The sequence below is a fragment of the Robiginitalea sp. genome, assembly GCF_049588695.1.
GTDB lineage: Bacteria > Bacteroidota > Bacteroidia > Flavobacteriales > Flavobacteriaceae > Robiginitalea.
This window is the reverse complement of record NZ_JBAVZJ010000150.1, coordinates 1-21,165: the sequence shown is the minus strand read 5'-3', so window position 1 is coordinate 21,165 and position 21,165 is coordinate 1. Positions and strand designations below refer to the sequence as shown.

At 48.3% G+C, this 21,165-nt stretch carries 17 protein-coding genes; 13 read left to right on the top strand and 4 right to left on the bottom strand.

What is annotated here, in order from left to right; genetic code table 11:
• Positions 1 to 186 precede the first annotated feature (186 nt).
• The 4 genes from WBV75_RS03555 to pruA all read left to right on the top strand — a co-directional run bounded on the left by WBV75_RS03555 (position 187) and on the right by pruA (position 5,022).
• A complete protein-coding gene (locus tag WBV75_RS03555) occupies positions 187 to 1,431 on the top strand; it encodes a DUF5103 domain-containing protein (RefSeq protein ID WP_424119281.1) in 1,245 nt (414 codons plus the stop codon).
• A gap of 16 nt (positions 1,432 to 1,447) precedes the next feature.
• Entirely contained in the window at positions 1,448 to 2,734 is a 1,287-nt protein-coding gene (locus tag WBV75_RS03550) for a DUF3667 domain-containing protein (RefSeq protein ID WP_424119280.1), read from the top strand.
• Between the two features lie 9 nt (positions 2,735 to 2,743).
• Positions 2,744 to 3,130: a Co2+/Mg2+ efflux protein ApaG gene (apaG, locus tag WBV75_RS03545; protein ID WP_424119282.1), complete on the top strand. Its 387-nt coding sequence runs from the start codon at positions 2,744 to 2,746 to the stop codon at positions 3,128 to 3,130.
• Between the two features lie 263 nt (positions 3,131 to 3,393).
• Positions 3,394 to 5,022: an L-glutamate gamma-semialdehyde dehydrogenase gene (pruA, locus tag WBV75_RS03540; RefSeq protein ID WP_424119279.1), complete on the top strand. Its 1,629-nt coding sequence runs from the start codon at positions 3,394 to 3,396 to the stop codon at positions 5,020 to 5,022.
• A gap of 20 nt (positions 5,023 to 5,042) precedes the next feature.
• Here the strand turns inward: pruA and rsmG are convergent, their stop codons facing one another.
• Positions 5,043 to 5,726 carry a 16S rRNA (guanine(527)-N(7))-methyltransferase RsmG gene (gene rsmG / locus WBV75_RS03535; protein ID WP_424119278.1) on the bottom strand — a complete coding sequence of 228 codons (684 nt, stop codon included), beginning with the start codon at positions 5,724 to 5,726 and terminating at the stop codon, positions 5,043 to 5,045.
• A gap of 95 nt (positions 5,727 to 5,821) precedes the next feature.
• Here rsmG and WBV75_RS03530 point away from each other — a divergent pair, with 95 nt between their 5' ends.
• Positions 5,822 to 6,925, top strand: a complete 1,104-nt coding sequence (locus tag WBV75_RS03530; protein ID WP_424119277.1) for a fatty acid desaturase family protein — start codon at positions 5,822 to 5,824, stop codon at positions 6,923 to 6,925.
• 12 nt (positions 6,926 to 6,937) lie between these two features.
• Positions 6,938 to 8,122, top strand: coding sequence for a pyridoxal phosphate-dependent aminotransferase (locus WBV75_RS03525; RefSeq protein WP_424119276.1), 1,185 nt, complete (start codon positions 6,938 to 6,940; stop codon positions 8,120 to 8,122).
• Between the two features lie 121 nt (positions 8,123 to 8,243).
• On the opposite strand, the gene WBV75_RS03520 is transcribed toward WBV75_RS03525, so the two are convergent.
• Entirely contained in the window at positions 8,244 to 9,734 is a 1,491-nt protein-coding gene (locus WBV75_RS03520; RefSeq protein ID WP_424119275.1) for a TrkH family potassium uptake protein, read from the bottom strand.
• A 1-nt stretch (position 9,735) separates the two neighbouring features.
• Positions 9,736 to 11,085 carry a Trk system potassium transporter TrkA gene (gene trkA, locus WBV75_RS03515; RefSeq protein WP_424119274.1) on the bottom strand — a complete coding sequence of 450 codons (1,350 nt, stop codon included), beginning with the start codon at positions 11,083 to 11,085 and terminating at the stop codon, positions 9,736 to 9,738.
• A 216-nt stretch (positions 11,086 to 11,301) separates the two neighbouring features.
• Here trkA and ubiE point away from each other — a divergent pair, with 216 nt between their 5' ends.
• Both ubiE and WBV75_RS03505 read left to right on the top strand, forming a co-directional pair.
• Positions 11,302 to 12,030, top strand: a complete 729-nt coding sequence (gene ubiE, locus WBV75_RS03510; protein WP_424119273.1) for a bifunctional demethylmenaquinone methyltransferase/2-methoxy-6-polyprenyl-1,4-benzoquinol methylase UbiE — start codon at positions 11,302 to 11,304, stop codon at positions 12,028 to 12,030.
• Between the two features lie 3 nt (positions 12,031 to 12,033).
• Complete coding sequence (locus WBV75_RS03505) at positions 12,034 to 12,732, top strand: porin family protein (RefSeq protein WP_424119272.1); 699 nt, start codon at positions 12,034 to 12,036, stop codon at positions 12,730 to 12,732.
• Here WBV75_RS03505 and WBV75_RS03500 read toward each other — a convergent pair.
• Positions 12,719 to 13,450 carry an RNA methyltransferase gene (locus tag WBV75_RS03500; RefSeq protein ID WP_424119271.1) on the bottom strand — a complete coding sequence of 244 codons (732 nt, stop codon included), beginning with the start codon at positions 13,448 to 13,450 and terminating at the stop codon, positions 12,719 to 12,721. The two genes, WBV75_RS03505 and WBV75_RS03500, sit on opposite strands and share 14 nt — an antisense overlap.
• Positions 13,451 to 13,474: 24 nt before the next feature.
• Between WBV75_RS03500 and WBV75_RS03495 the strand changes: the two genes are divergently transcribed.
• The 5 genes from WBV75_RS03495 (at position 13,475) to WBV75_RS03475 (ending at position 20,972) form a co-directional block, all read left to right on the top strand.
• Complete coding sequence (locus tag WBV75_RS03495; protein ID WP_424119270.1) at positions 13,475 to 16,063, top strand: BamA/TamA family outer membrane protein; 2,589 nt, start codon at positions 13,475 to 13,477, stop codon at positions 16,061 to 16,063.
• A 55-nt stretch (positions 16,064 to 16,118) separates the two neighbouring features.
• Positions 16,119 to 17,186: a class II fructose-bisphosphate aldolase gene (gene fbaA / locus WBV75_RS03490; RefSeq protein ID WP_424119269.1), complete on the top strand. Its 1,068-nt coding sequence runs from the start codon at positions 16,119 to 16,121 to the stop codon at positions 17,184 to 17,186.
• A 36-nt stretch (positions 17,187 to 17,222) separates the two neighbouring features.
• A complete protein-coding gene (gene accD / locus WBV75_RS03485) occupies positions 17,223 to 18,095 on the top strand; it encodes an acetyl-CoA carboxylase, carboxyltransferase subunit beta (protein WP_424119268.1) in 873 nt (290 codons plus the stop codon).
• A gap of 157 nt (positions 18,096 to 18,252) precedes the next feature.
• A complete protein-coding gene (rpsO, locus tag WBV75_RS03480) occupies positions 18,253 to 18,522 on the top strand; it encodes a 30S ribosomal protein S15 (RefSeq protein WP_424119267.1) in 270 nt (89 codons plus the stop codon).
• A 230-nt stretch (positions 18,523 to 18,752) separates the two neighbouring features.
• Positions 18,753 to 20,972 carry a polyribonucleotide nucleotidyltransferase gene (locus tag WBV75_RS03475; protein WP_424119266.1) on the top strand — a complete coding sequence of 740 codons (2,220 nt, stop codon included), beginning with the start codon at positions 18,753 to 18,755 and terminating at the stop codon, positions 20,970 to 20,972.
• The last annotated feature ends 193 nt before the right edge of the window (positions 20,973 to 21,165 follow it).

Below are 21,165 nucleotides of genomic sequence, written 5' to 3'. Positions count from 1 at the left end.
ATTCAATCCTTTTTTAATCCTGATATCCGTGGGCATAAGCTTCGAAACCTTTGGTTAAAATAAAGGCCCAAAAATAGCACTTAAAAGAAAGTTTTCATAATTATTACCCCATTTTTTGGGCGGTATAGCGAAGGGAATTTACGGGGGTCTCATTTTGTTTACCTTTGTTTGTAAAAAAGGCGCTTAATGCAGTTCAAGCTTAAACATCTTCTATTATTTTTCTGGAGTCTTGCGGCACTCCCACAAGTTCAGCAAGAGGTAGTTGCGCCGGAAAATATCAAGTCCATCACTTTTAAAGGACCTACGGAAGACCAGTTTCCCATCATCCAGCTCGGGGATCCGATTCGCCTGGAATTCGATGACCTTTCGGCCAGCGAACAGGATTATTACTACCGTATCCTGCATTGCGATTACGACTGGACTCCCTCTCAGCTCCTCAAATCTCAATATTTAAAGGGGAATGACAACCAGAGGATCATCACCTACGAAAACAGCTACACCACCCTCCAACCCTACTCAAATTACCGGCTGACCTTACCTAATAGCCAGGTGGGATTCAAGGTCAGTGGCAACTACGTCCTTGAAATCTACAATGCGGATGATGAACTGCAATTCTCCAGGCGGTTTGTGATTTTCAGGGATTTAGTTCAGGTGGGAGCAACTATTAAACGCTCGCGGGACTTTGAATTTATCGGTAAAAAACAGTCTGTTCAATTCACTATAAACCCATCGGGCATTCAACTGATAAACCCCAAGAAGGAGGTCAAAGTGGCGATCCTCCAGAATTACCACTGGCCTACGGCCCGTTTTAACATCCCTCCGCAGTTCACCATCGGGAATGAACTCATTTACCGGTACGACCAGGAAACCGCCTTTTACGGTGGGAATGAATACCTGAACTTCGACTCCAGCGACCTGCGCGCCCCTACCGCCATGATTTCAGGTATTAGTATGGAAGATCTCTACCACCATTACCTCTTTACAAACCGCTACCGGTATGACCTCGAATACACGTATTTCCCGGACATCAACGGAGACTTTGTGATTCGGACCCTGCAGGGCCAGGACAGTTCCCGGGAAGCGGAGTATACCTGGGTACATTTCAGCCTGCCATACAGCCAAATGCTCGGCCTGGATGAGGTGTACATCTTCGGGAAATTCAACAACTACGCCCTGGAAGACCTCAACCGGATGCAGTTTAACGAAGCGAACGGAAAACTGGAGGCTAAACTCCTTTTAAAACAGGGATTTTACAACTTTAAATACGCCATACGAAGGGCAGATAACACTGTTGAACTCAACTCGGTTTCAGGTAGTTTTGACTACGCCGAAAACACCTATACCATCCTGGTGTATTACCGGGATTTCGGGGATATTTACGATAGTGTGATCGGTATTGGAACGGCAAATTCGAGTACGATCAGCAATTGAAACCATTCATAGGGATATGGAAACCAAACCGGTCAAAAAAGGAGGCAGATTCCCCCTTAAATTCAGAGGGACAGAGTGTCTGAATTGCGGGCATCCGCTCGAGCTTTCAGACCGGTATTGCCCGTATTGCTCCCAGGCCAACAGCACCAAACACCTCTCCGTAAGGGACTTTTTTGAAGAATTTTTTGCCGAAATCGTCAATCTCGACACCCGTCTCTTTAAGACCCTTTATACCATGATCCGGTGGCCCGGGAAAATCAGCCTGGATTTCATCGAGGGAAAACGCAAGACCTATGCCAACCCCTTCCGCCTCTTACTGAGCGTTGGCATCATCTACTTCCTGATGATCAGCTTTAGCGGGGACTTTGAACGATTTGATCGTCAGGGTAACAGTACCTCAAATTTACTCGATAAGATTCCGGACCTCGATTTCAGCGGAGATCCCGGCAATGAAGTACGAATGGAAATTCTAAACAACCTAGACAGTGCCCAATTGAAGAACCTGGACAGCCTGGGGATAAAGAACCTGGAAGGCCTGACCTTAGAAAGGTTAGACAGCTTGGGTATAAAAGGGTTGGATAGCCTTACCGGGGGAGGAAAGGACAGCCTGACTATAGACGGGTTGGACCCCCGTACCTTAAAAATCATCGATAGCCTGGGCCTCAGGGAAGGCCTCAAAGCCACTAAACGAACAAAAGACTCCATTATTCTGTCCGATCCAAGAGCATATCTTGCCGGTATTGAAGATAACTCCTGGCTCGGCAGTACCCTTAAAAAATCTCAATTTTTCCTGACGCTTATTGAGCAGGACAGTATTTATAGCTTTGACCAGGCGGTGGAGAAATACGACCTGCCGCCTACAACCGCAAACAGCCTGGCCTTTGGGATTGCAGAAAGTTCGGACCACCTGGCCCGCCAACCCGGGAGCTTCCTCCAGGAGTTCATTTCTACCGTCCCCTTTGCCATATTTTTCTTCTTACCATTCTTTACCATTGTCCTGTGGCTTATCTATATCCGTAAAAAATACACCTACACCGATAATCTGGTGTTTTCCTTTCACAGCCAATCCTTCTTCTTTATCTTGCTCATTGGTAGCTTTTTATTGGACTGGATTTTTGGCTGGAGGACCATCGGATACACCATTTTTATTTTTTCGGTCTACCTGTTTTTGTCCATGAAACGGTTTTATGGGCAAGGTTGGTTTAAAACTACCTTAAAGTACCTGTTTTTGAACACTGTTTTTGTTATATTGGCATGCATTGCGGCTATTGTATTTTTGATTGGCAGCGCTCTTACCTTTTAGAATATGAAAATGAACACTAAAGTCACCCGTGGGATTCGGGTTTCCGTCAAAACAAGTTTTGAGGGAACCTTTTTTAAGAATTACAAAATGCATTTTGCATTCGGGTATACGATTACCATAGAGAACCAGAGCACAGACTCCGTACAGCTCACCTCCAGGCACTGGGACATCTACGATGCCCTAAATGAGATGGAAGTCCTCGACGGTGAAGGCGTTATCGGGAAAAAGCCGGTTATTCGTCCCGGGGAATCCCACACGTATAGTTCGGGCTGCCTGCTCGCCTCCCCTATCGGGGCTATGAAAGGGTTTTACAATATGGTGAATCTCTCTTCTTCAGAAAAATTTCAGGTCTTTGTACCCACTTTTCGACTGAACGCGCCTTTTGCACTGAATTAGGAACTGATCACGCCGATTATTTGGTCAACCTCCAAATTATTTAATCTACTTCCGGAAATTTTCGAGGGTATCAGCGCTCACACCCGGCAATTACCCATTAATTAACCGTCCTGTAGGCGACCTCATACAAGGGCAGGAAACTTATCTGTTTTCAGCCGTTGCAGAGCGCAAGCTCTGTGAGAGAATACCTTGTATTTCGGTTTTCAAAAGGGCCTTTCGTTTCGTACCTTTGTCGGGATTTTATAATCCCTTAAATATTTGTCATGGGTAACGCATACTTTCAAGTCCCTCCGGCGGTCAACGAGCCGGTCAAGAGTTATGCCCCGGGTTCTGAGGAACGGGAGGCTGTACTGAAACAATACAAAGCTTATTACGACGGTTCCGCAGATATCCCCATGTGGATTGACGGGCAGGATGTACGCACCGGGAACACCAGGCCCATTTCACCCCCGCACGACCACCAACATCAGGTGGGACAATACCATACAGCCTCCAAAAAAGAGGCAGACCTCGCCGTAAAAACGGCACTTAAGGCCCGTTCGCGATGGGCGGATATGCCCTGGGAACAGCGCGCAGCTGTTTTTTTAAAGGCGGCCGACCTGATCGCAGGCCCTTACCGGGCTAAAATCAATGCAGCGACGATGATCGCCCAGTCCAAGACGGTCCACCAGGCTGAAATCGATGCAGCCTGTGAACTCATCGATTTTCTGAGGTTTAACGTCAGCTTTATGACCGACATCTATCAGGAACAACCTGAATCGGATGAGGGGATCTGGAACCGGGTGGAGTATCGTCCCCTTGAAGGGTTTGTCTATGCGATCACCCCTTTTAACTTCACCGCCATTGCGGGGAACCTTCCCGCCAGCGCGGCCCTTATGGGTAATGTTGTAGTATGGAAGCCGAGCGATCACCAGATATTTTCGGCCAAGGTCATCATCGATGTATTCCGGGAGGCCGGACTTCCGGATGGGGTTATCAACGCCATCTACGGGGATCCCGTCATGATTACGGAGACCATGCTCACGCACCCTGATTTTGCAGGGATTCACTTTACAGGTTCTACCACAGTCTTTAAAAGCTTGTGGAAACAGATCGGAGAAAATATCCACCGTTACAAAACCTATCCCCGGATTGTAGGGGAGACCGGCGGAAAAGACTTTATCATTGCCCATCCCACGGCAGCACCCAACCAGGTGGCCACGGCCATTACCCGGGGAGCTTTTGAATTGCAAGGTCAAAAGTGCAGTGCAGCCTCCAGGGTGTATCTGCCTAAATCTACAGCTGAGACGATCTTAAAACGCGTTAAGAGGGATGCGGCATCTATAAATAAACCCGGGTCGCCGGAAGACCTGAGCAATTTTGTGACCGCGGTCATCCACGAGGGTTCCTTTGATAAATTGGCGGGGTATATCGATCGGGCTAAAAAAGATGCTGAAGCCGAAATAATTGTCGGAGGCGGTTACGACAAGTCCAGGGGTTATTTTATCGAACCCACGGTTATCCTGACGACAGATCCGCATTATGTCACCATGGAAGAGGAACTCTTCGGACCGGTGGTTACCGTTTATGTATATGAAGATACGAAGTGGGAAGAAACCCTGGAACTGGTGGATCAAACCTCCGTGTACGCCCTTACCGGCGCCGTCCTCGCACAAGACCGGTATGCCATTACACAGGCGACAAAGGCACTTGAGAATTCCGCCGGAAACTTCTACATCAATGATAAGCCTACCGGAGCGGTAGTGGGTCAGCAACCTTTTGGCGGGGCGCGTGCCTCAGGTACCAATGATAAGGCGGGTTCTGCTCAAAACCTGATGCGCTGGGTGTCGCCCAGGCTGATCAAGGAGACTTTTGTCACCCCGGAGGATTACCGGTATCCGTTTCTGGGTTAGATTTTATCCCAATCAACTCTTCAGCCCCGCTTTTGCGGGGCTTTTTTACGCTTTTTACTATAGGGATCGGGGAGGTAAACCACTTTCTTTGTCTCGAAAAAAGGTTCTTTAAAATAAGTTGTTAATGGGAAGATTTGCGCCCTCGGATACGACTGCAGTTCCTCTGAAAGATCCCCGCCCTTTAAGTAGAGAATCCCGGGAGCCATAGCCGCTTCGTCGGGGTTCACAACCCCTTTCGGTTTCTTAATGCGACCCCGGGTCCAGTGCACAAAAGTCGGCATGGCCGCTACCGCCCGGCTCACGATAAAATCATAGGACCTGGTTAAGTCTTCTACCCGGCTCTGCAGGGCCGTAACATTGGAGAGGTCCAATCCGGCCACTACTTCTTCCACCACCCGGATTTTTTTTCCGATGGCATCCACAAGGGTAAACTGAGTATCGGGAAAAAGGATGGCCAGGGGGATTCCCGGGAAACCTCCGCCCGTACCCACATCGAGTACCTGCTGTCCCGGTTGAAATTCATAAACCTTAGCAATGCCCAGTGAGTGCAATACATGACGCAGGTATAATTCATCGATATCCTTTCTGGAAACCACATTGATTTTGGCGTTCCAATCCTTATAAAATCCTTCCAGAGCTCTGAACCGATCCTTTTGAATTTCGGATAAATTGGGAAAATAATGGAAGAGCGTTTCAGGTATCATGCTTATCTTTGTGCTTTACTGCCAAAAATACTACATTCGTTAGCAGGTCGAAAGGTTTGAAGTCCTTCGATCTTCCATAAATATCAAGTTTACTCATGCAAAATTCATCCATCCGCTTTTCAAGAACCGATTCACCCCAGTTTTTTAAGACCTTAAATAAGCGCGTCAATGCCTATTTCAAGGAGAATAAGATCAAAAAAACCGGGAATTGGCGTCTGTATTTGAAAGCCGCCATTATGTTTTCCCTGTTTTTTGCGCCCTACTTTATCATCCTGACACTGAATCTCCCGATGTGGGCCAACCTTTTGCTGACGCTCCTGATGGGTGTTGGAATGGCTGGTGTAGGCATGAATGTCATGCACGATGGAAATCACGGAACATTCTCTTCAAAGAAATGGGTCAATAAACTGATGGGTGGCAGTATATATATCCTCGCGGGCAATGTATACAACTGGCAGGTCCAGCACAACGTACTGCACCATACTTATACGAATATCCATGAGCACGATGAAGACCTCGAAGCAGGGAGAATCCTTCGGTTCTCACCCCACTCGAAGTGGCAAAAACACCATCGTTTTCAACACTTTTATTCCATCCTCCTCTATGGATTGCTGACTTTTAACTGGGCCATTACCACGGATTTTCAGCAAATGTATCGGTATACGAAAAGGAAATTGTCCTATGGGAAATTCCCTAATCCGGTTGTAAACTGGAGCGTACTTTTAATCACCAAACTGGTCTATGCCACAGTCTGGATCGTAATCCCCATGCTGGTATTGGATATCGCCTGGTGGAAAGTGCTTATTGGATTCTTCCTTATGCATTACGTCGCCGGGGTCATTCTCAGTGTGGTTTTTCAACTCGCGCACGTGGTGGACCACGCAGACATGCCCTTGCCTGAAAAAGATGGCAGCATGAAAAACAGCTGGGCCATCCACCAGTTAAAGACCACCGTGAATTTCGGGACCCGCAACCGGATCGTCAATTGGTTTACCGGGGGACTGAATCACCAGGTAGAACACCATATTTTCCCGAATATTTCACACATCCATTACACAAAAATTGCTGAAATCGTCAAACAAACGGCCCGGGAGTACAACCTCCCTTATAATGAGTATCAGACCACACGCAAGGCCATTATTTCGCATTTTCGACACCTGAAGGAACTCGGGAAAAAACCGGACTTTCAGTTGCAATAACCCCGTGCCTTTATGAAATCGTACCTCTCCGACCGCATTAACGGCATGTCTACTTCGGCTACCCTGGCAATGGCTGCCAAGGCCCGTGAGCTCAGGAATGAAGGAAAAGACATTATTGGGCTAAGCCTGGGCGAACCGGATTTTAATATTCCGGATTTTATCAAGGAAGCCGCTAAAGAGGCGATCGATCAGAACTACAGCAGTTATTCCCCGGTGGACGGGTATGCAGACCTCAAAAACGCGATTGCTCAGAAGTTCCAGCGGGATAATGCCCTGGAGTATACCCCTGCGCAAATTGTAGTATCTACGGGTGCCAAACAATCCCTGGCCAATGTGGCGATGGTGCTCTTAAACCCGGGAGATGAAGTAATCCTGCCCGCCCCATACTGGGTCAGTTACCGCGACATCGTGAAACTCGCCGGGGGAATCCCGGTAGAGGTCCCCACAGATATTGCTTCCGACTTTAAAATGACCCCCGAACAACTCCGCACTGCGATTACCCCAAAGACCAAGATGATATGGTACAGCTCCCCCTGCAACCCAAGCGGATCTGTGTACAGCCGTGAAGAACTCGCGGGCCTGGGGGAAGTGCTGCGCGAACATCCAGGAATTTTTGTGGTCTCTGACGAGATCTACGAACACATTAATTTTAGGAGCGAACACGCGAGTATCGCCGCCGTAGATGGTATGTACGACCGTACGATAACGGTCAATGGAGTATCCAAAGCTTTTGCCATGACCGGTTGGCGTATCGGTTATATTGGCGCCCCGGAATGGATTGCACGTGCCTGTACAAAGTTTCAAGGGCAGATCACCAGCGGGGCCAATGCCATTGCACAGCGGGCTACTATTGCTGCCCTGCAAGCTCCGGTTTCCCGGATTCAGTTTATGATCGATGAGTTTTTGCAACGCAGGGACCTTATCCTCAAACTACTTTCGGAGATTAAAGGTTTTCGGGTAAATGTCCCCGAAGGGGCCTTTTATGTTTTTCCCGACATCTCTGCTTTTTTTGGGAAGGAACTCCGGGGGCGTACTATAGCCAATGCATCAGACTTCGCACTGTATCTGCTCGAGGAGGCCAATGTGGCGACGGTGACTGGAGATGCATTCGGAAATCCGAATTGCATCCGCATTTCTTATGCCGCGTCGGAAAAGGAGATCCGCGAAGCGGTTCGTCGGATTGCCGAAGTAGTCTGATACGCTTCGGAATCACCCCTTAGAATCATCTGGAGCACAAAATTTCAGAGTTCGCAATGACCCCTGGAAAACACCAATACCTTCTGGCTAATTTCTAAAGTGTGCTACCCTCAATAGAAATTTAAATCCGTTTCCAGAAATAGGGCGTTAGCAGGATCAGCACCGTAAAGAGTTCCAGCCGCCCGGCAAGCATCAGGAAACAACACCACCATTTTCCCAGTGCGGGCAAGCCATTAAAATTGCTCAAAGGGTTTAGACTGCCGAAGGCGGGGCCTACATTCCCAAGGGAAGAGGCGGCTCCCCCGATTGCAGAGGTAAAATCCAGCCCCAAAAAACCCAGTACAAGTGCACCTATAATAAACAGCAACATGTACAAAACAAAAAACGCAATGACATTGTAAACGATATGCTCCGAAACTGTTTTGCCGTTAAAACGCACGGGGATGATTGCATTCGGATGCAGGGTACGTTTAAATTCCAACAGGCCATTTTTTATAATCAGGATATGCCGCATCACCTTGATACCCCCGGCAGTGGATCCGGCGGAGCCCCCTGCGAACATCAGTCCAAAAAATACGATCGTCAAAAATGAGGTCCAGGCTGTAAAATCGGCCGTGACAAAACCCGTGGTGGTGATCACGGCGATCACCTGGAATAAGCCATGGCGAAAGGCGCTCTCCAGCGAGCCATACACCATCGGATAGTAATCGGAAACAGGGACGTCCGCCCTGAAATAAATCACCGCGGTTACCATCAGGGCAAAAATTCCGATAAAGATGGTAAAGTACTTGAATTCTTCATCCCGTATCACCTTTTGCACCCGTCCCTTAAAGGCAAAATAACTGAGGACAAAGTTGGTTCCTGCCAGGAACATAAATAATATAATGATATACTGGATCATGGGTTGGTCACTCCAGTAGGCAACGCTGGCATTTTTTGTAGAAAACCCCCCCGTGGATAAGGTGGAAAGCGCATGGTTCACTGCATCGAAAAAAGACATGCCGGCGAGTTTAAGCAAGAGGGTTTCTGCAACGGTATAGCCGAGGTAGATAAACCACAGGCGTTTTGCAGTATCGGTAATCCGCGGGTGTAATTTATCGCCTGCCGGGCCGGGTGCCTCTGCAGCAAAGAGCTGCATCCCGCCTATTCCCAGGAGTGGGAGTATGGCTATGGCCAGGACAATAATCCCCATGCCCCCAATCCAGTGTGTAAGGCTCCTCCAGAACAATATCCCTTCCGGCATGGATTCGATGTCATCCAAAATGGAGGCTCCTGTAGTCGTATACCCGGACATGGTTTCAAAAAACGCATTGGTGATTCCTGGAATACTCCCTGATAAGATATACGGAAGTACGCCGGAAGCAGACATAATAATCCAGCCGAAAGCGACAATGATATACCCCTCTTTTCGCTTAACTTCCTTCTTATGCCCCCGGGTCAGATACATTGCGATGGTACCCACTATTAAAGTAGTGACAGCCGCAACGCTGATACCCAGGGTAGCTCCGTCGGCATAAAGTCCGCTCACCAGGGCCGCCAGCACCATAAAGCCGCCGTTAAAAAGCAACAGCAGCCCCATAAGGTGTATTATGATTTTTGAATTCAGGCCCATATTACAGGAACAGCTTTTCGATCTCCGGGATCGCATTGGGCAGACAGCACACCACCACGCGGTCTCCTTCCTCAATCCGGAAATCACCCAGGGCGATAATGCCCGTATCATTCCGGATAACGCCCCCTATACTGGCTTCACGCGGGAAATCCATTTCCCGGATAAGGGCCCCGGCGACTTCCGAAGTCGGTTTGACCACGAATTCGAGTATCTCTGCATTCAGGTTATTCAAACGGGTAAGGGCAACTACCTCCCCCCTTCTGACGTACCGGAATATATTGTTGGCGGCAAGAAGCTTCTTATTTATTAAGGTATCTACGCCTATGGACTGTGAAATCTGAAAATAATCCATGTTTTCTACCAGGGCGATGGTCTTTTTTATGTGTTTGGACTTCGCGACCAGGCAGGACATAATATTGGTTTCGGAATTCCCGGTTACCGCTATAAAAGCATCCATGGATTCCAGACTCTCCTCCTCCAGAAGCTCGACATTCCGACAATCTCCATTAATTACAAGGGCATTGGGCAACATATCGGCCACTTCAAAAGCCTTGTTTTTATCTTTTTCGATGATCTTTACATTAAACCGCTTCTCGCAAAGATCCCGTGCCGCTTTAGTACCCACCTTGCTGCCTCCTAAAATCATCACATTGCGAATTTCCTCTTTCTTTTTACCTGTGAGTTTATAAAGCTCATCCATGCCCGTGCGGTCCGTGATAAAATAAACCTGGTCCTCCTCCTTGAATTCGGTATCTCCCCTGGGGATAAGCGTAAACTGGGTTCCACGACGCTGCATGGCAATAGGCATAAAATGCAATTCAGGGAAAATAAGGGCAGCCTCCTGAACCGTTTTACCCACGAAAGGAGCCGACTTTGGCAGCGATACCCCGACCATGATAAGCAGGCCGTCTTCAAATTCATAGGTATCGTTAAAGGCGGACTGGCTCAGCAGCAGGTTAATCTCCGCAGCGGCGAGTTCTTCAGGTGAAATCAGCTCGTCAATACCGAGTTCCGAAAATTTTATCCGGTCTTTGTATTCCACAAATTCTGTGTTGGAAATACGTGCAATGGTCTTTTTGGACCCCAGTTGCTTGGCGAGCAGGCAGAGGGTAATATTGGTCGTTTCCGAAGAGGTAACCCCAATAACCAGATCTGATTTACCCACCTGTGCGTCATTGAGAATCGAAATACTGGTAGCATCCCCCTTGAGTACCCGGATATCCAGATGTCCTTCCGCATAGGATAGACTCTCCTTATCCGTATCGATCAGTGTTATATCCTGGGACTCGTATGAAAGTAGTTTGGCGAGGTGAAATCCAACCTCTCCTGCGCCAGCGATGATAATTTTCATTCAGTATAGCATTGGTACGGGCAAACAAAAACCCTGAGCAATGTGAAGTAAACAGCCTTTTAAAACAGTAGGTAGCCTCTGAAAACACTGCGGGGCAAAATTACAGATTTTTACAATTCCACCCTAAACAAGCCCCTTAGAATTTAAAAGGTTCCCACCGCTGTTAGAGGCTCACGTCCGCCCATTGTCCTATCTTTGCACTTCAATTCGTCTGCCATGGCCAAACAGGTACTTCCCTACAAAGACTCGGACCAGAACAAAAAGGAACAGGTACGACAGATGTTCGATACCATTTCCGGAAAATACGATGGCCTCAACCGGCTGATCACCTTCGGCACAGATACTTTTTGGCGAAAACGACTTATTCGACTGGTCAGTAGCCAGAACCCGGATTCCGTATTGGATATTGCCACAGGCACCGGAGATTTGGCGCTTGCTTTCGGCAATACCGCCGCCAAGGAAATCGTCGGGTTGGACCTCTCCCCGGGTATGCTGGAGATCGGCAAGAAAAAAGTCGTCTCCAGGGGACTGCAGCAAAAAATAAATATGGTTTTGGGAGATAGTGAAGCCCTGGAATTTGAAGATCAGTCCTTCGATGCGGTAACGGTTGCTTTTGGGGTTCGGAACTTTGAGAACCTGGAAAAGGGCCTCTCTGAAATCCACAGGGTACTAAAACCCGGGGGTATACTGGCTATACTGGAAACCTCGGTTCCGGAGAAGAAATTCTTTAAATGGGGGTATCAACTCTACGGCAAATACGCCCTTCCGGTTCTCGGAAAACTATTTTCGGCCGAAGGAACGGCCTATTCCTATCTCTCGGAGTCCGCGGCCGCCTTTCCATACGGGGAGGAATTCAACAATATTTTAGGGAAAATCGGGTTTATAGGTATGAAACACGAGCCTCAAACTTTTGGGGTTGCCACAATTTACACCGCCACAAAATAAGGTATGAGACATATCTGGTTGCTCTTTATGGCCCTGGCGTTGGGCCAACCGGTAAGCGCTCAGTTTAACGAAAAGCCGATTCTCAATCTGCAGAATGAGGACCTGGCACGTTTTAACTGGGGGTATTTTCTGGGCTTTAACCAGTATGATTTTAAGTTTGAATACAAGAATGACCTCGACCCAACCGATAACCTGGTCAGCAAATCCTTCGGGTTCAATGTGGGCTTGATCGGGGAAATGCGCATCAACGAGTTTTTGGACCTGCGTTTTGAACCCGGGCTTTTCTACACCCAACGGGACATTGGATTTCCCGGTTTTTCATCTGAAGAGGACGCCATACGCGAGGTGAGTTCAACCTATATAAATTTTCCTCTATTGCTAAAAGTCAGCACCCGGAGGCTCGGGAATTTCAAACCCTTTGTAATCGGCGGATTCGGGGCAGCCCTCAATTTAGGCAGCCAGGAAGATTCCCCTGATGATAACAGCAGTGGGACTTTTCGGATGAAGCGACAGGTTTACAACTACGAAATCGGGTTTGGTGTCGACTTTTACCTCGAATACTTTAAATTTTCACCCTCGATCCGCGGGGTTTTTGCCCTTACCGATGAACTCCTCCGGGATGAAGATCCGAACAGTCCCTGGACCGGGAACATCGAATCGATGAAGACCCGGGGTATATTTGTGAATTTTACCTTTGAGTAAAGGGTTGTTGCTTTCTGAGCTCGTACATTAAAATCCCAGTTGCCACTCCAACGTTCAGACTTTCCGCCCCGGGATTTGCAAAAGGCCTGATATTCAGGGCTTCTTTCAAATTATCCTTGAGATCCGGGTTAATACCGTGAGACTCGCTCCCCATCAGCAGGATACCTTCCTTTGGAAAGGAAAAGGTGGAAGCCGAAACCCCATCCATATCCGCGCCGAATACCGGGAGGCCACTTTCTGCGAATGCAAGCCCCAACGGGAGGTAATGTACCTGAACCCGAGCCAGGGAGCCCATACTGGCCATCACGACTTTGGGATTAAAGCAGTCCACTGAATCCGGGGAACAGAGTATTTCCCGAATGCCGAACCAGTCACACAGGCGAATAATGGTGCCCAGATTACCCGGATCGCGTAACCGATCCAAAGCGAGGATCCACCCTTGGTATTCAGGAGGCCTTTCCGCGGGGATTTCAAAAACGCCAAGGACCTGATTGGGTTGTTTGAGGGTACTGACAGACTTTAATTCCTTTTCCGATATGGGCTGTGCCGATGGAAACTGGCCCATTCTTGAAGTGCTGTAGAGGTGGGTGGGTTTCCACCCGGCATCCATAAGAGTTTCCACCACCTTCACCCCCTCAGCCAGGAAGAAGCCGCTCAGACTCCTCTGCTTTTTTTGATGCAGACTCTTTATAAATTTTAATTCCCTTTTGGCAACCATTCAAATAATGTAATTTTGACTCGTATGAAGGCCCGCCGGCACGTTGTGAAACTCCCTGCTAAAATAGGATTAATCCTGATTGGACTGAGTTTTTTCTCCTGCAACGTCCTGAAAAGGGTGGAGCCGGATGAACTCCTGCTCACGGATTTTGAAATCTACGCCGACAGTGTAAAAACCCCAAACTCCGATGTAGAAAGCCTTGTGAGCCAGCGACCTAATGGAAAGGTACTCGGAATCCCGCTTAAACTGCATGTGTACAACCTGGCCAAACCCAACCCGGATTCGGCTTATCAGGATTGGCTATATCGCAAAGAAAAACGCTACGACCGCCTCGAAGGGGTACTCTCTCAAAAACAGGTAGAGCGATTGGGGGAGTCTTTTTTTGTCTCCGGCCTGAGTAATGGATTAAAAAAGGCGGGGGAAGCTCCCGTAATACTGGACAGCAGCCTGACCCAGAAATCCCTGGATCGGATTCGTGCCTATTACAACACCAAGGGGTATTTCAACAATACAGGAAGTGTTCAGGTAGACACTACCGGGAACCAAAGAGTGGCTACCCGATATAACATCGACCTGGGAAGTCCCTATATGATCGATACCATCACCTATCGGTTTTCTTCCCCGGATATCGATTCTATTTATGCCCTGCACAAAGAAGAATCCCTTGTCCGGATAGGGGAACAGTTTGACCTGGCCGCCTTTACAGCAGAGCGGAAACGACTTACAGACCTTTTCCGAAATACGGGAATCTGGAACTTCCAGGAGAGCACCATTAGCTACGACATTTTAAGGGACACCATCCTGGCCCGGGATGATCAACAGATGGAGGTGGAGCTCAATATCGAAAACCCACGCCAGAGGGACGGAGAGGATGCTCCACCCTACCGGGTCCACCGGATTGACTCGGTCAATATTTTTGTCGACCATTCCTTTACAGATCAGCGGGATTCACTAAAATTTGTGGTAGAGGATAATTTTAAAATCTACTACAAGGGTAAATTGCGTTATAAACCCAAAGCCCTTCGAAATGCCGTTTTTCTGGAACAGGGTCAGGTGTATCGGGAAATTGACCGCGTGCGCACCTACAGGCAAATCAACAACCTGAACACCTTCCGGTATCCGAACATAGAACTGGTAGAACAGGGAGAAGATTTACTGACGACCAACATCTATCTGTCCGCCCGGCCGAAAAACTCCCTGAGTGTCGATTTCGACGTGATTCACTCCAATATACAGCGTATCGGTATCGGTATGGGGGCCGCCCTGGTCACCCGAAACGTGTTCGGGGGAGCGGAGACCCTCAGCCTCAATGGACGGGCGACATTCGGTCTGTTGAGTGACGAATCCCTCACAAGGGATTTCTTTACAGAGATTTCGGCCGATATCAGCCTTATCTTCCCGCGTATCTGGATGTTTTCTTTTCTCAACGCCCAACGCCTTGTCCCGAGTTATATGCTGCCCCAGTCCAAAATTACATTGGGGACCAGTTACCAAAACAATATCGGGCTGGACAAGCAAACCCTGAACCAGCTCCTCTCCTACACCTGGAGCCCGAATGATCTTACCCGGAATGTTTTCGAACTCCTCAACATTGAATACGTCAGGAACCTGAATCCGGAAAACTTCTACAACGTCTACCAGAGCACCTATGACCGCCTGGATGACATAGCGACTGAGCCCGAGTTTGTGAATAACCCGGATCTCGTGGATTTCTATGAACCGACTGATGACCCCAACGATCCCCTCCAACTCATTATCCCCGAGGGAACCACAGGCTTTACCAATGCCATTCTGGACGGTGAGGTAGTCCCGCAAGATCCGGACACCTTCGGGGACGTCTTCCGTATTGAAGAGCGGAGGATCCGGCTGACGGAGAACAACTTAATTTTTTCCTCGAACTACCAGTTTACCCAAAACAACCAAAACGGTATTAACGACAGGAGTTTTCACCAGTTCCGATGGCGGATTGAAAGTGCCGGGAATGTCTTGTCTGCCCTGGGGGGCCTCTTTTCCTTTGACAAAAATGAAAACGGTCAGCGCCTCTTTTTGGGCGTTCCCTATTCCCAATACGTCAAAACGGAAGTGGAATACATCAAACATTGGGAACTTACCGCTACAAACGTCCTTGCATTCCGTTCCTTTGCCGGGATCGCTATTCCATACGGGAACGCAGATAATATTCCTTTTGTCCGGAGTTATTTCGCAGGGGGTGCCAACGATAACCGGGCCTGGTTCCCGTATTCCCTGGGGCCGGGAAGCACGGATAACATCAATGACTTTAACGAGGCTAACTTTAAGCTGGCCTTTAACCTGGAGTACCGCTTTCCCGTTGTAGGAGATCTTAAGGGTGCCCTGTTTACCGATGTAGGGAACATTTGGAATGTATGGGATCAAACCACTTTGGATTCTGCAACGTTCAGCGGATTCCGGTCCTTACAGGATATCGCTGTGGGCACGGGATTCGGCCTGAGGTATGATTTTTCCTTTTTTGTATTCAGGGCAGACTTAGGGTTTAAAACCTATAATCCTGCCCGAATTCCATCCGAAAGATGGTTTGCGGAATACAACTTTGCCAATTCCGTACTGCAGATCGGGATCAATTATCCTTTTTAACACTGATTATTTATTACTTTTGCCTCAATTAATTATTCTCTTTAAGACCTGATCTATGGGCCATTCAATCAAGCCGGGAGTAGCCACCGGAGACGAAGTACAGGAAATTTTCAGATTTGCCAAGGAAAAAGGGTTCGCCCTGCCGGCAGTCAATGTCATCGGATCGGACAGCATCAATGCCGTTATGGAGACAGCGGCCCAGCTCAACGCCCCGGTAATCATTCAGTTCTCCAATGGAGGTGCACAGTTTAATGCTGGAAAGGGGCTTTCCAATGATGGGCAGCAGGCGGCCATCCTCGGGGCCATCGCCGGTGCCAAACACATTCACCAGCTCGCTGAAGCCTATGGAGCCACCGTTATATTACACACAGATCACTGTGCCAAAAAGCTACTGCCCTGGATCGATGGCCTGCTCGATGCAAGCGAGGAATATTATAAGGAAAAAGGGAAATCCCTCTTCAGTTCCCATATGATCGACCTCTCTGAGGAACCCATAGAGGAAAATATCGAAATCTGTAAAACCTACCTGGAGCGCATGCATAAAATGGACATGACCCTGGAGATAGAACTCGGCATAACCGGAGGGGAGGAAGATGGCGTGGACAATTCCGATGTGGATGATTCCAAGCTCTATACCCAACCTGAAGAAGTGGCCTATGCCTACGAGGAGCTTTCCAAAGTAAGTCCCCGCTTTACCATCGCGGCGGCGTTTGGAAATGTACACGGGGTTTACAAACCCGGTAACGTCAAACTCACTCCCAAAATCCTAAGGAACTCCCAGGAGTACCTCAGTAAAAAACACGGGGTGGGCCACAACCATATTGACTTTGTTTTTCACGGGGGTTCGGGTTCCACCCTTGAAGAAATCAGGGAAGCCATTGGGTACGGGGTGATCAAAATGAATATCGATACGGATCTGCAGTATGCTTTTATGGAGGGTATCCGCGACTATATGGGTGCCAAAAAAGACTATCTGAAGGCCCAGATCGGAAACCCGGATGGAGATGACCAGCCCAATAAAAAGTTTTACGATCCAAGGGTATGGCTGCGGGAAGGTGAAAAGACCTTTGTCAAGCGACTCACGAAAGCCTTTGAAGATCTCAACAACGTAAATACACTATAATTGCAGGGTAACGAAGAATCACTAAAAGACGAACATATGTCATCTTGGTTTCGAAGAAAGGAAAAAGGGATTCAGACCTCCACAGAAGAGAAAAAAGACACCCCCAAGGGGTTGTGGTATAAATCTCCAACGGGAAAAATCATTGAATCGGAAGACCTTGCCGAGAATTACTGGGTAAGTCCAGAGGATGATTACCACGTGCGTATCGGCAGCACAGAGTATTTCCAGATCCTCTTCGACGACAATACCTTTAAGGAACTCGACGAAAACCTCACTTCGAAAGACCCCCTTAAATTCGAGGATACGAAGAAGTATGCCGACCGCCTCAAACAGGCGCAAAAGAAAACCGGGTTAAAAGATGCCGTCCGCACCGCAGTGGGAAAATCCATGGGTAAAGATATGGTTATCGCCTGTATGGATTTCGCCTTTATCGGAGGATCTATGGGAAGTGTTGTTGGAGAGAAAATCGCAAGGGCCATCGCGTATAGCATCAAAAAGAAGTTGCCTTTTGTGATGATCTCCAAATCGGGGGGAGCCCGGATGATGGAGGCAGCCCTTTCACTGATGCAATTGGCAAAAACCTCAGCAATGCTCGCCCAGCTGGCCGAAGCAAAATTACCTTATATCTCCCTGTGTACGGATCCTACCACCGGTGGTACGACGGCATCCTATGCCATGCTCGGGGATATAAATATCGCAGAACCCGGAGCCCTGATCGGTTTCGCAGGCCCCAGGGTAGTCAAAGAAGCCACCGGAAAGGACCTTCCGGCTGACTTTCAGACGTCTGAGTTTGTCCTGGAACATGGTTTTCTGGATTTTATCGTCCACAGGACCCAGTTGAAGGGGAAAATCAACCTCTATCTGGATTTGATTCAAAACCAACCGATCCGTCACGAAGTGGCGGTCTGATGCCCCCGGAACCCCATTTTAACCTTCTCTGCTGATCTGGCGCGCACCAAGTAGTATTAATCACCAGTAGACATAAAGTTCACGAATAAAATGTGTATCTTTGCGCCCTGATTGAAAATCAATCGGATACATAAAAATCATTTACAACAATATTGGCATGTATTTAACCAAAGAAATTAAGACCGACATTTTTAAGAAACATGGCGGTTCTGAAACAAACACAGGTTCCACAGAGGGCCAGATAGCTTTGTTCACCCACCGAATCAACCACCTGACGACGCACCTGAAAAGGAATCAGAAAGATTTCAATACAGAGCGTTCCCTGGTGATGCTGGTAGGTAAGCGCAGAAGCCTCCTGGATTACCTCAAGAAGAAGGATATTGAGAAATACCGGATTCTGATCAAGGAACTCAACATTCGAAAATAACCGATACAGGGGAGTCTTTTTTGGCTCCCCTGTTTCTATTTGCACCCCTAAACAGGATATACCTGTACAGGGCTCTGTCCCAAAAGTCCTTACCTGTTAAGGCAACTTAAAAGGCTCACTTCCGGTTTTTCATTGGTCGACCTGCACAACAACACAACCCAGACCGTCCGGTAAGACGGGAGACCTTTGTTTAATTCAAATGCCCTAGGGCACTTATTAATTACTTTCTAATGATTCCAAAAACATTTCGAGAGGTCATCGACCTGGGAGACGGTAGGGAAATTTCTATCGAAACAGGAAAACTGGCCAAACAAGCCCACGGTTCTGTCGTGGTCCAATCCGGTAAATGTATGTTGCTTTGTACGGTAGTGTCCAACTACAAGCAGAGCGACGTTGATTTTTTACCCCTCACTGTAGATTACCGCGAAAAATTCGCGGCTTCCGGGAAATACCCGGGAGGATTCTTTAAAAGGGAAGCGCGGCCGAGCAACGGAGAAATCCTGACCATGCGTTTAGTCGACCGGGTATTACGCCCTCTTTTTCCAAAGGATTATCACGCTGAGACTCAGGTGATGATTCAATTGATGTCTCATGACGACGACGTTATGCCAGATGCCATGGCGGGTCTGGCCGCTTCCGCAGCTATCCAGCTTTCGGATTTCCCATTTGAATGTGCTATTTCCGAGGTCCGTGTCGGACGGGTGAATGGCGAACTGATCATCAACCCTACACGCGCCCAGCTTCAGGAATCTGACATCGAAATGGTCGTTGGAGCCTCAGCGGATTCAGTAATGATGGTAGAAGGGGAAATGAGTGAGATTTCCGAAGAAGAAATGGTAGAAGCGATCCGCTTCGCCCATGAAGCCATCAAAGAGCAGTGTGCCGCTCAGATCCGACTTTCGGAGGCTGTAGGCCGCAAAGAAGTTCGGGAATACGACCAGGAAAGCGAAAACGCGGATCTGGAAAAACAGATCCACGAAATGGCTTACGACAAGGTCTACGCCATTGCCAAAGCGGGTTCTGCCAAGCACGAAAGAAGTGAGGCCTTTTCAGCCCTTAAGGAGGAAATCAAAGCCTCGTTTGACGATGCTACACTTGAGGAACACGGTGAACTGATCTCAAAATACTATTACAAAGCTGAGAAAGATGCCATCCGGAGTTTGGTTCTGGAAGAAGGGCTTCGCCTGGACAGTCGGAAGACCGATGAAATTCGTCCGATCTGGTGTGAGGTGGATTACCTGCCTTCAACCCATGGTTCGGCCATTTTTACCAGGGGTGAAACTCAGGCACTGGCTACCGTTACCCTGGGTACTTCAAGGGATGCCAGCATAATCGATATGCCTTCCTTTGAAGGAGAGGAGACCTTTTACCTCCATTACAACTTTCCGCCTTTCTGTACTGGGGAAGCGCGTCCGATTCGCGGGACATCCCGTCGGGAGATCGGTCACGGAAACCTGGCCCAAAGAGCTTTAAAAGGGAGTATCCCAGCAGACTGGCCTTATACGATTCGTATAGTATCAGAAGTCCTGGAAAGTAATGGTTCCTCTTCCATGGCCACCGTATGTGCCGGAACCATGGCCCTTATGGATGCAGGGGTAAGTATTGAAAAACCCGTTTCCGGAATTGCCATGGGTCTGATCACCAATACGGAAACCGGCAAATACGCCGTACTATCCGATATTCTTGGGGATGAAGATCACCTTGGTGATATGGATTTCAAAGTCACGGGAACCTCAGATGGAATTACCGCCTGCCAGATGGATATCAAGGTTAAAGGGCTGTCCTATGAGATTTTAGTGAAGGCCCTGCAACAGGCCCGGGAAGGTCGTCTTCATATTCTGGAGAAACTGACGGAAACTATCCCTGCTGCCAACGCGGATGTGAAACCTCACGCCCCGAAAATGGTCAATGCTGTAATTGCCAACGATTACATCGGCGCCCTGATCGGACCCGGAGGTAAAGTGATTCAGGAACTTCAAAAAGAAACCGGAACTACAATCGTTATCAACGAAGATCCGGTAACCGGAGAGGGGCTTGTTGAAATCCTCGGGACGGACCAAAAAGGTATCGACCAGGTTCTGGCTAAAATAGATTCGATCACCTTCAAACCTGAAGAGGGAAGCGTTTACGAAGTAAAAGTCATCAAACTTCTTGACTTCGGTGCTGTTGTTGAATATTTGGAAGCCCCTGGAAATGAAGTATTGCTGCACATCTCGGAGCTGGCGTGGGAACGTACCGATAAGGTTACCGACGTGGTGAATATGGGAGATGTCTTTGATGTAAAGTATATGGGAACCGACCCGCGTACCCGCAAGGACAAAGTGTCCAGAAGGGCGCTTTTACCAAAACCGGAAGGCTATGTAGAGCGTCCGCCAAGGAGACGGGATGGTGGCGGAAACCGCGACCGAAATGACCGCAATGGCCGAAGACCTCAGCGTTCGCGCTCTTAGGCATAAACTCTGTTAATTTAATAAACCCCTGATAATCAGGGGTTTTTTCTGTTTATAACCCCAGTATTTTAAATTTTCGGAACCTGTGTGTAACTTTTTAACAACTTTATACGTATAACTAAAGGCAGTACCCCAACAACCAGAACTAAAACCGAAGAAAGTACGATGAGGCAGCTAAAAATTACAAAGCAGG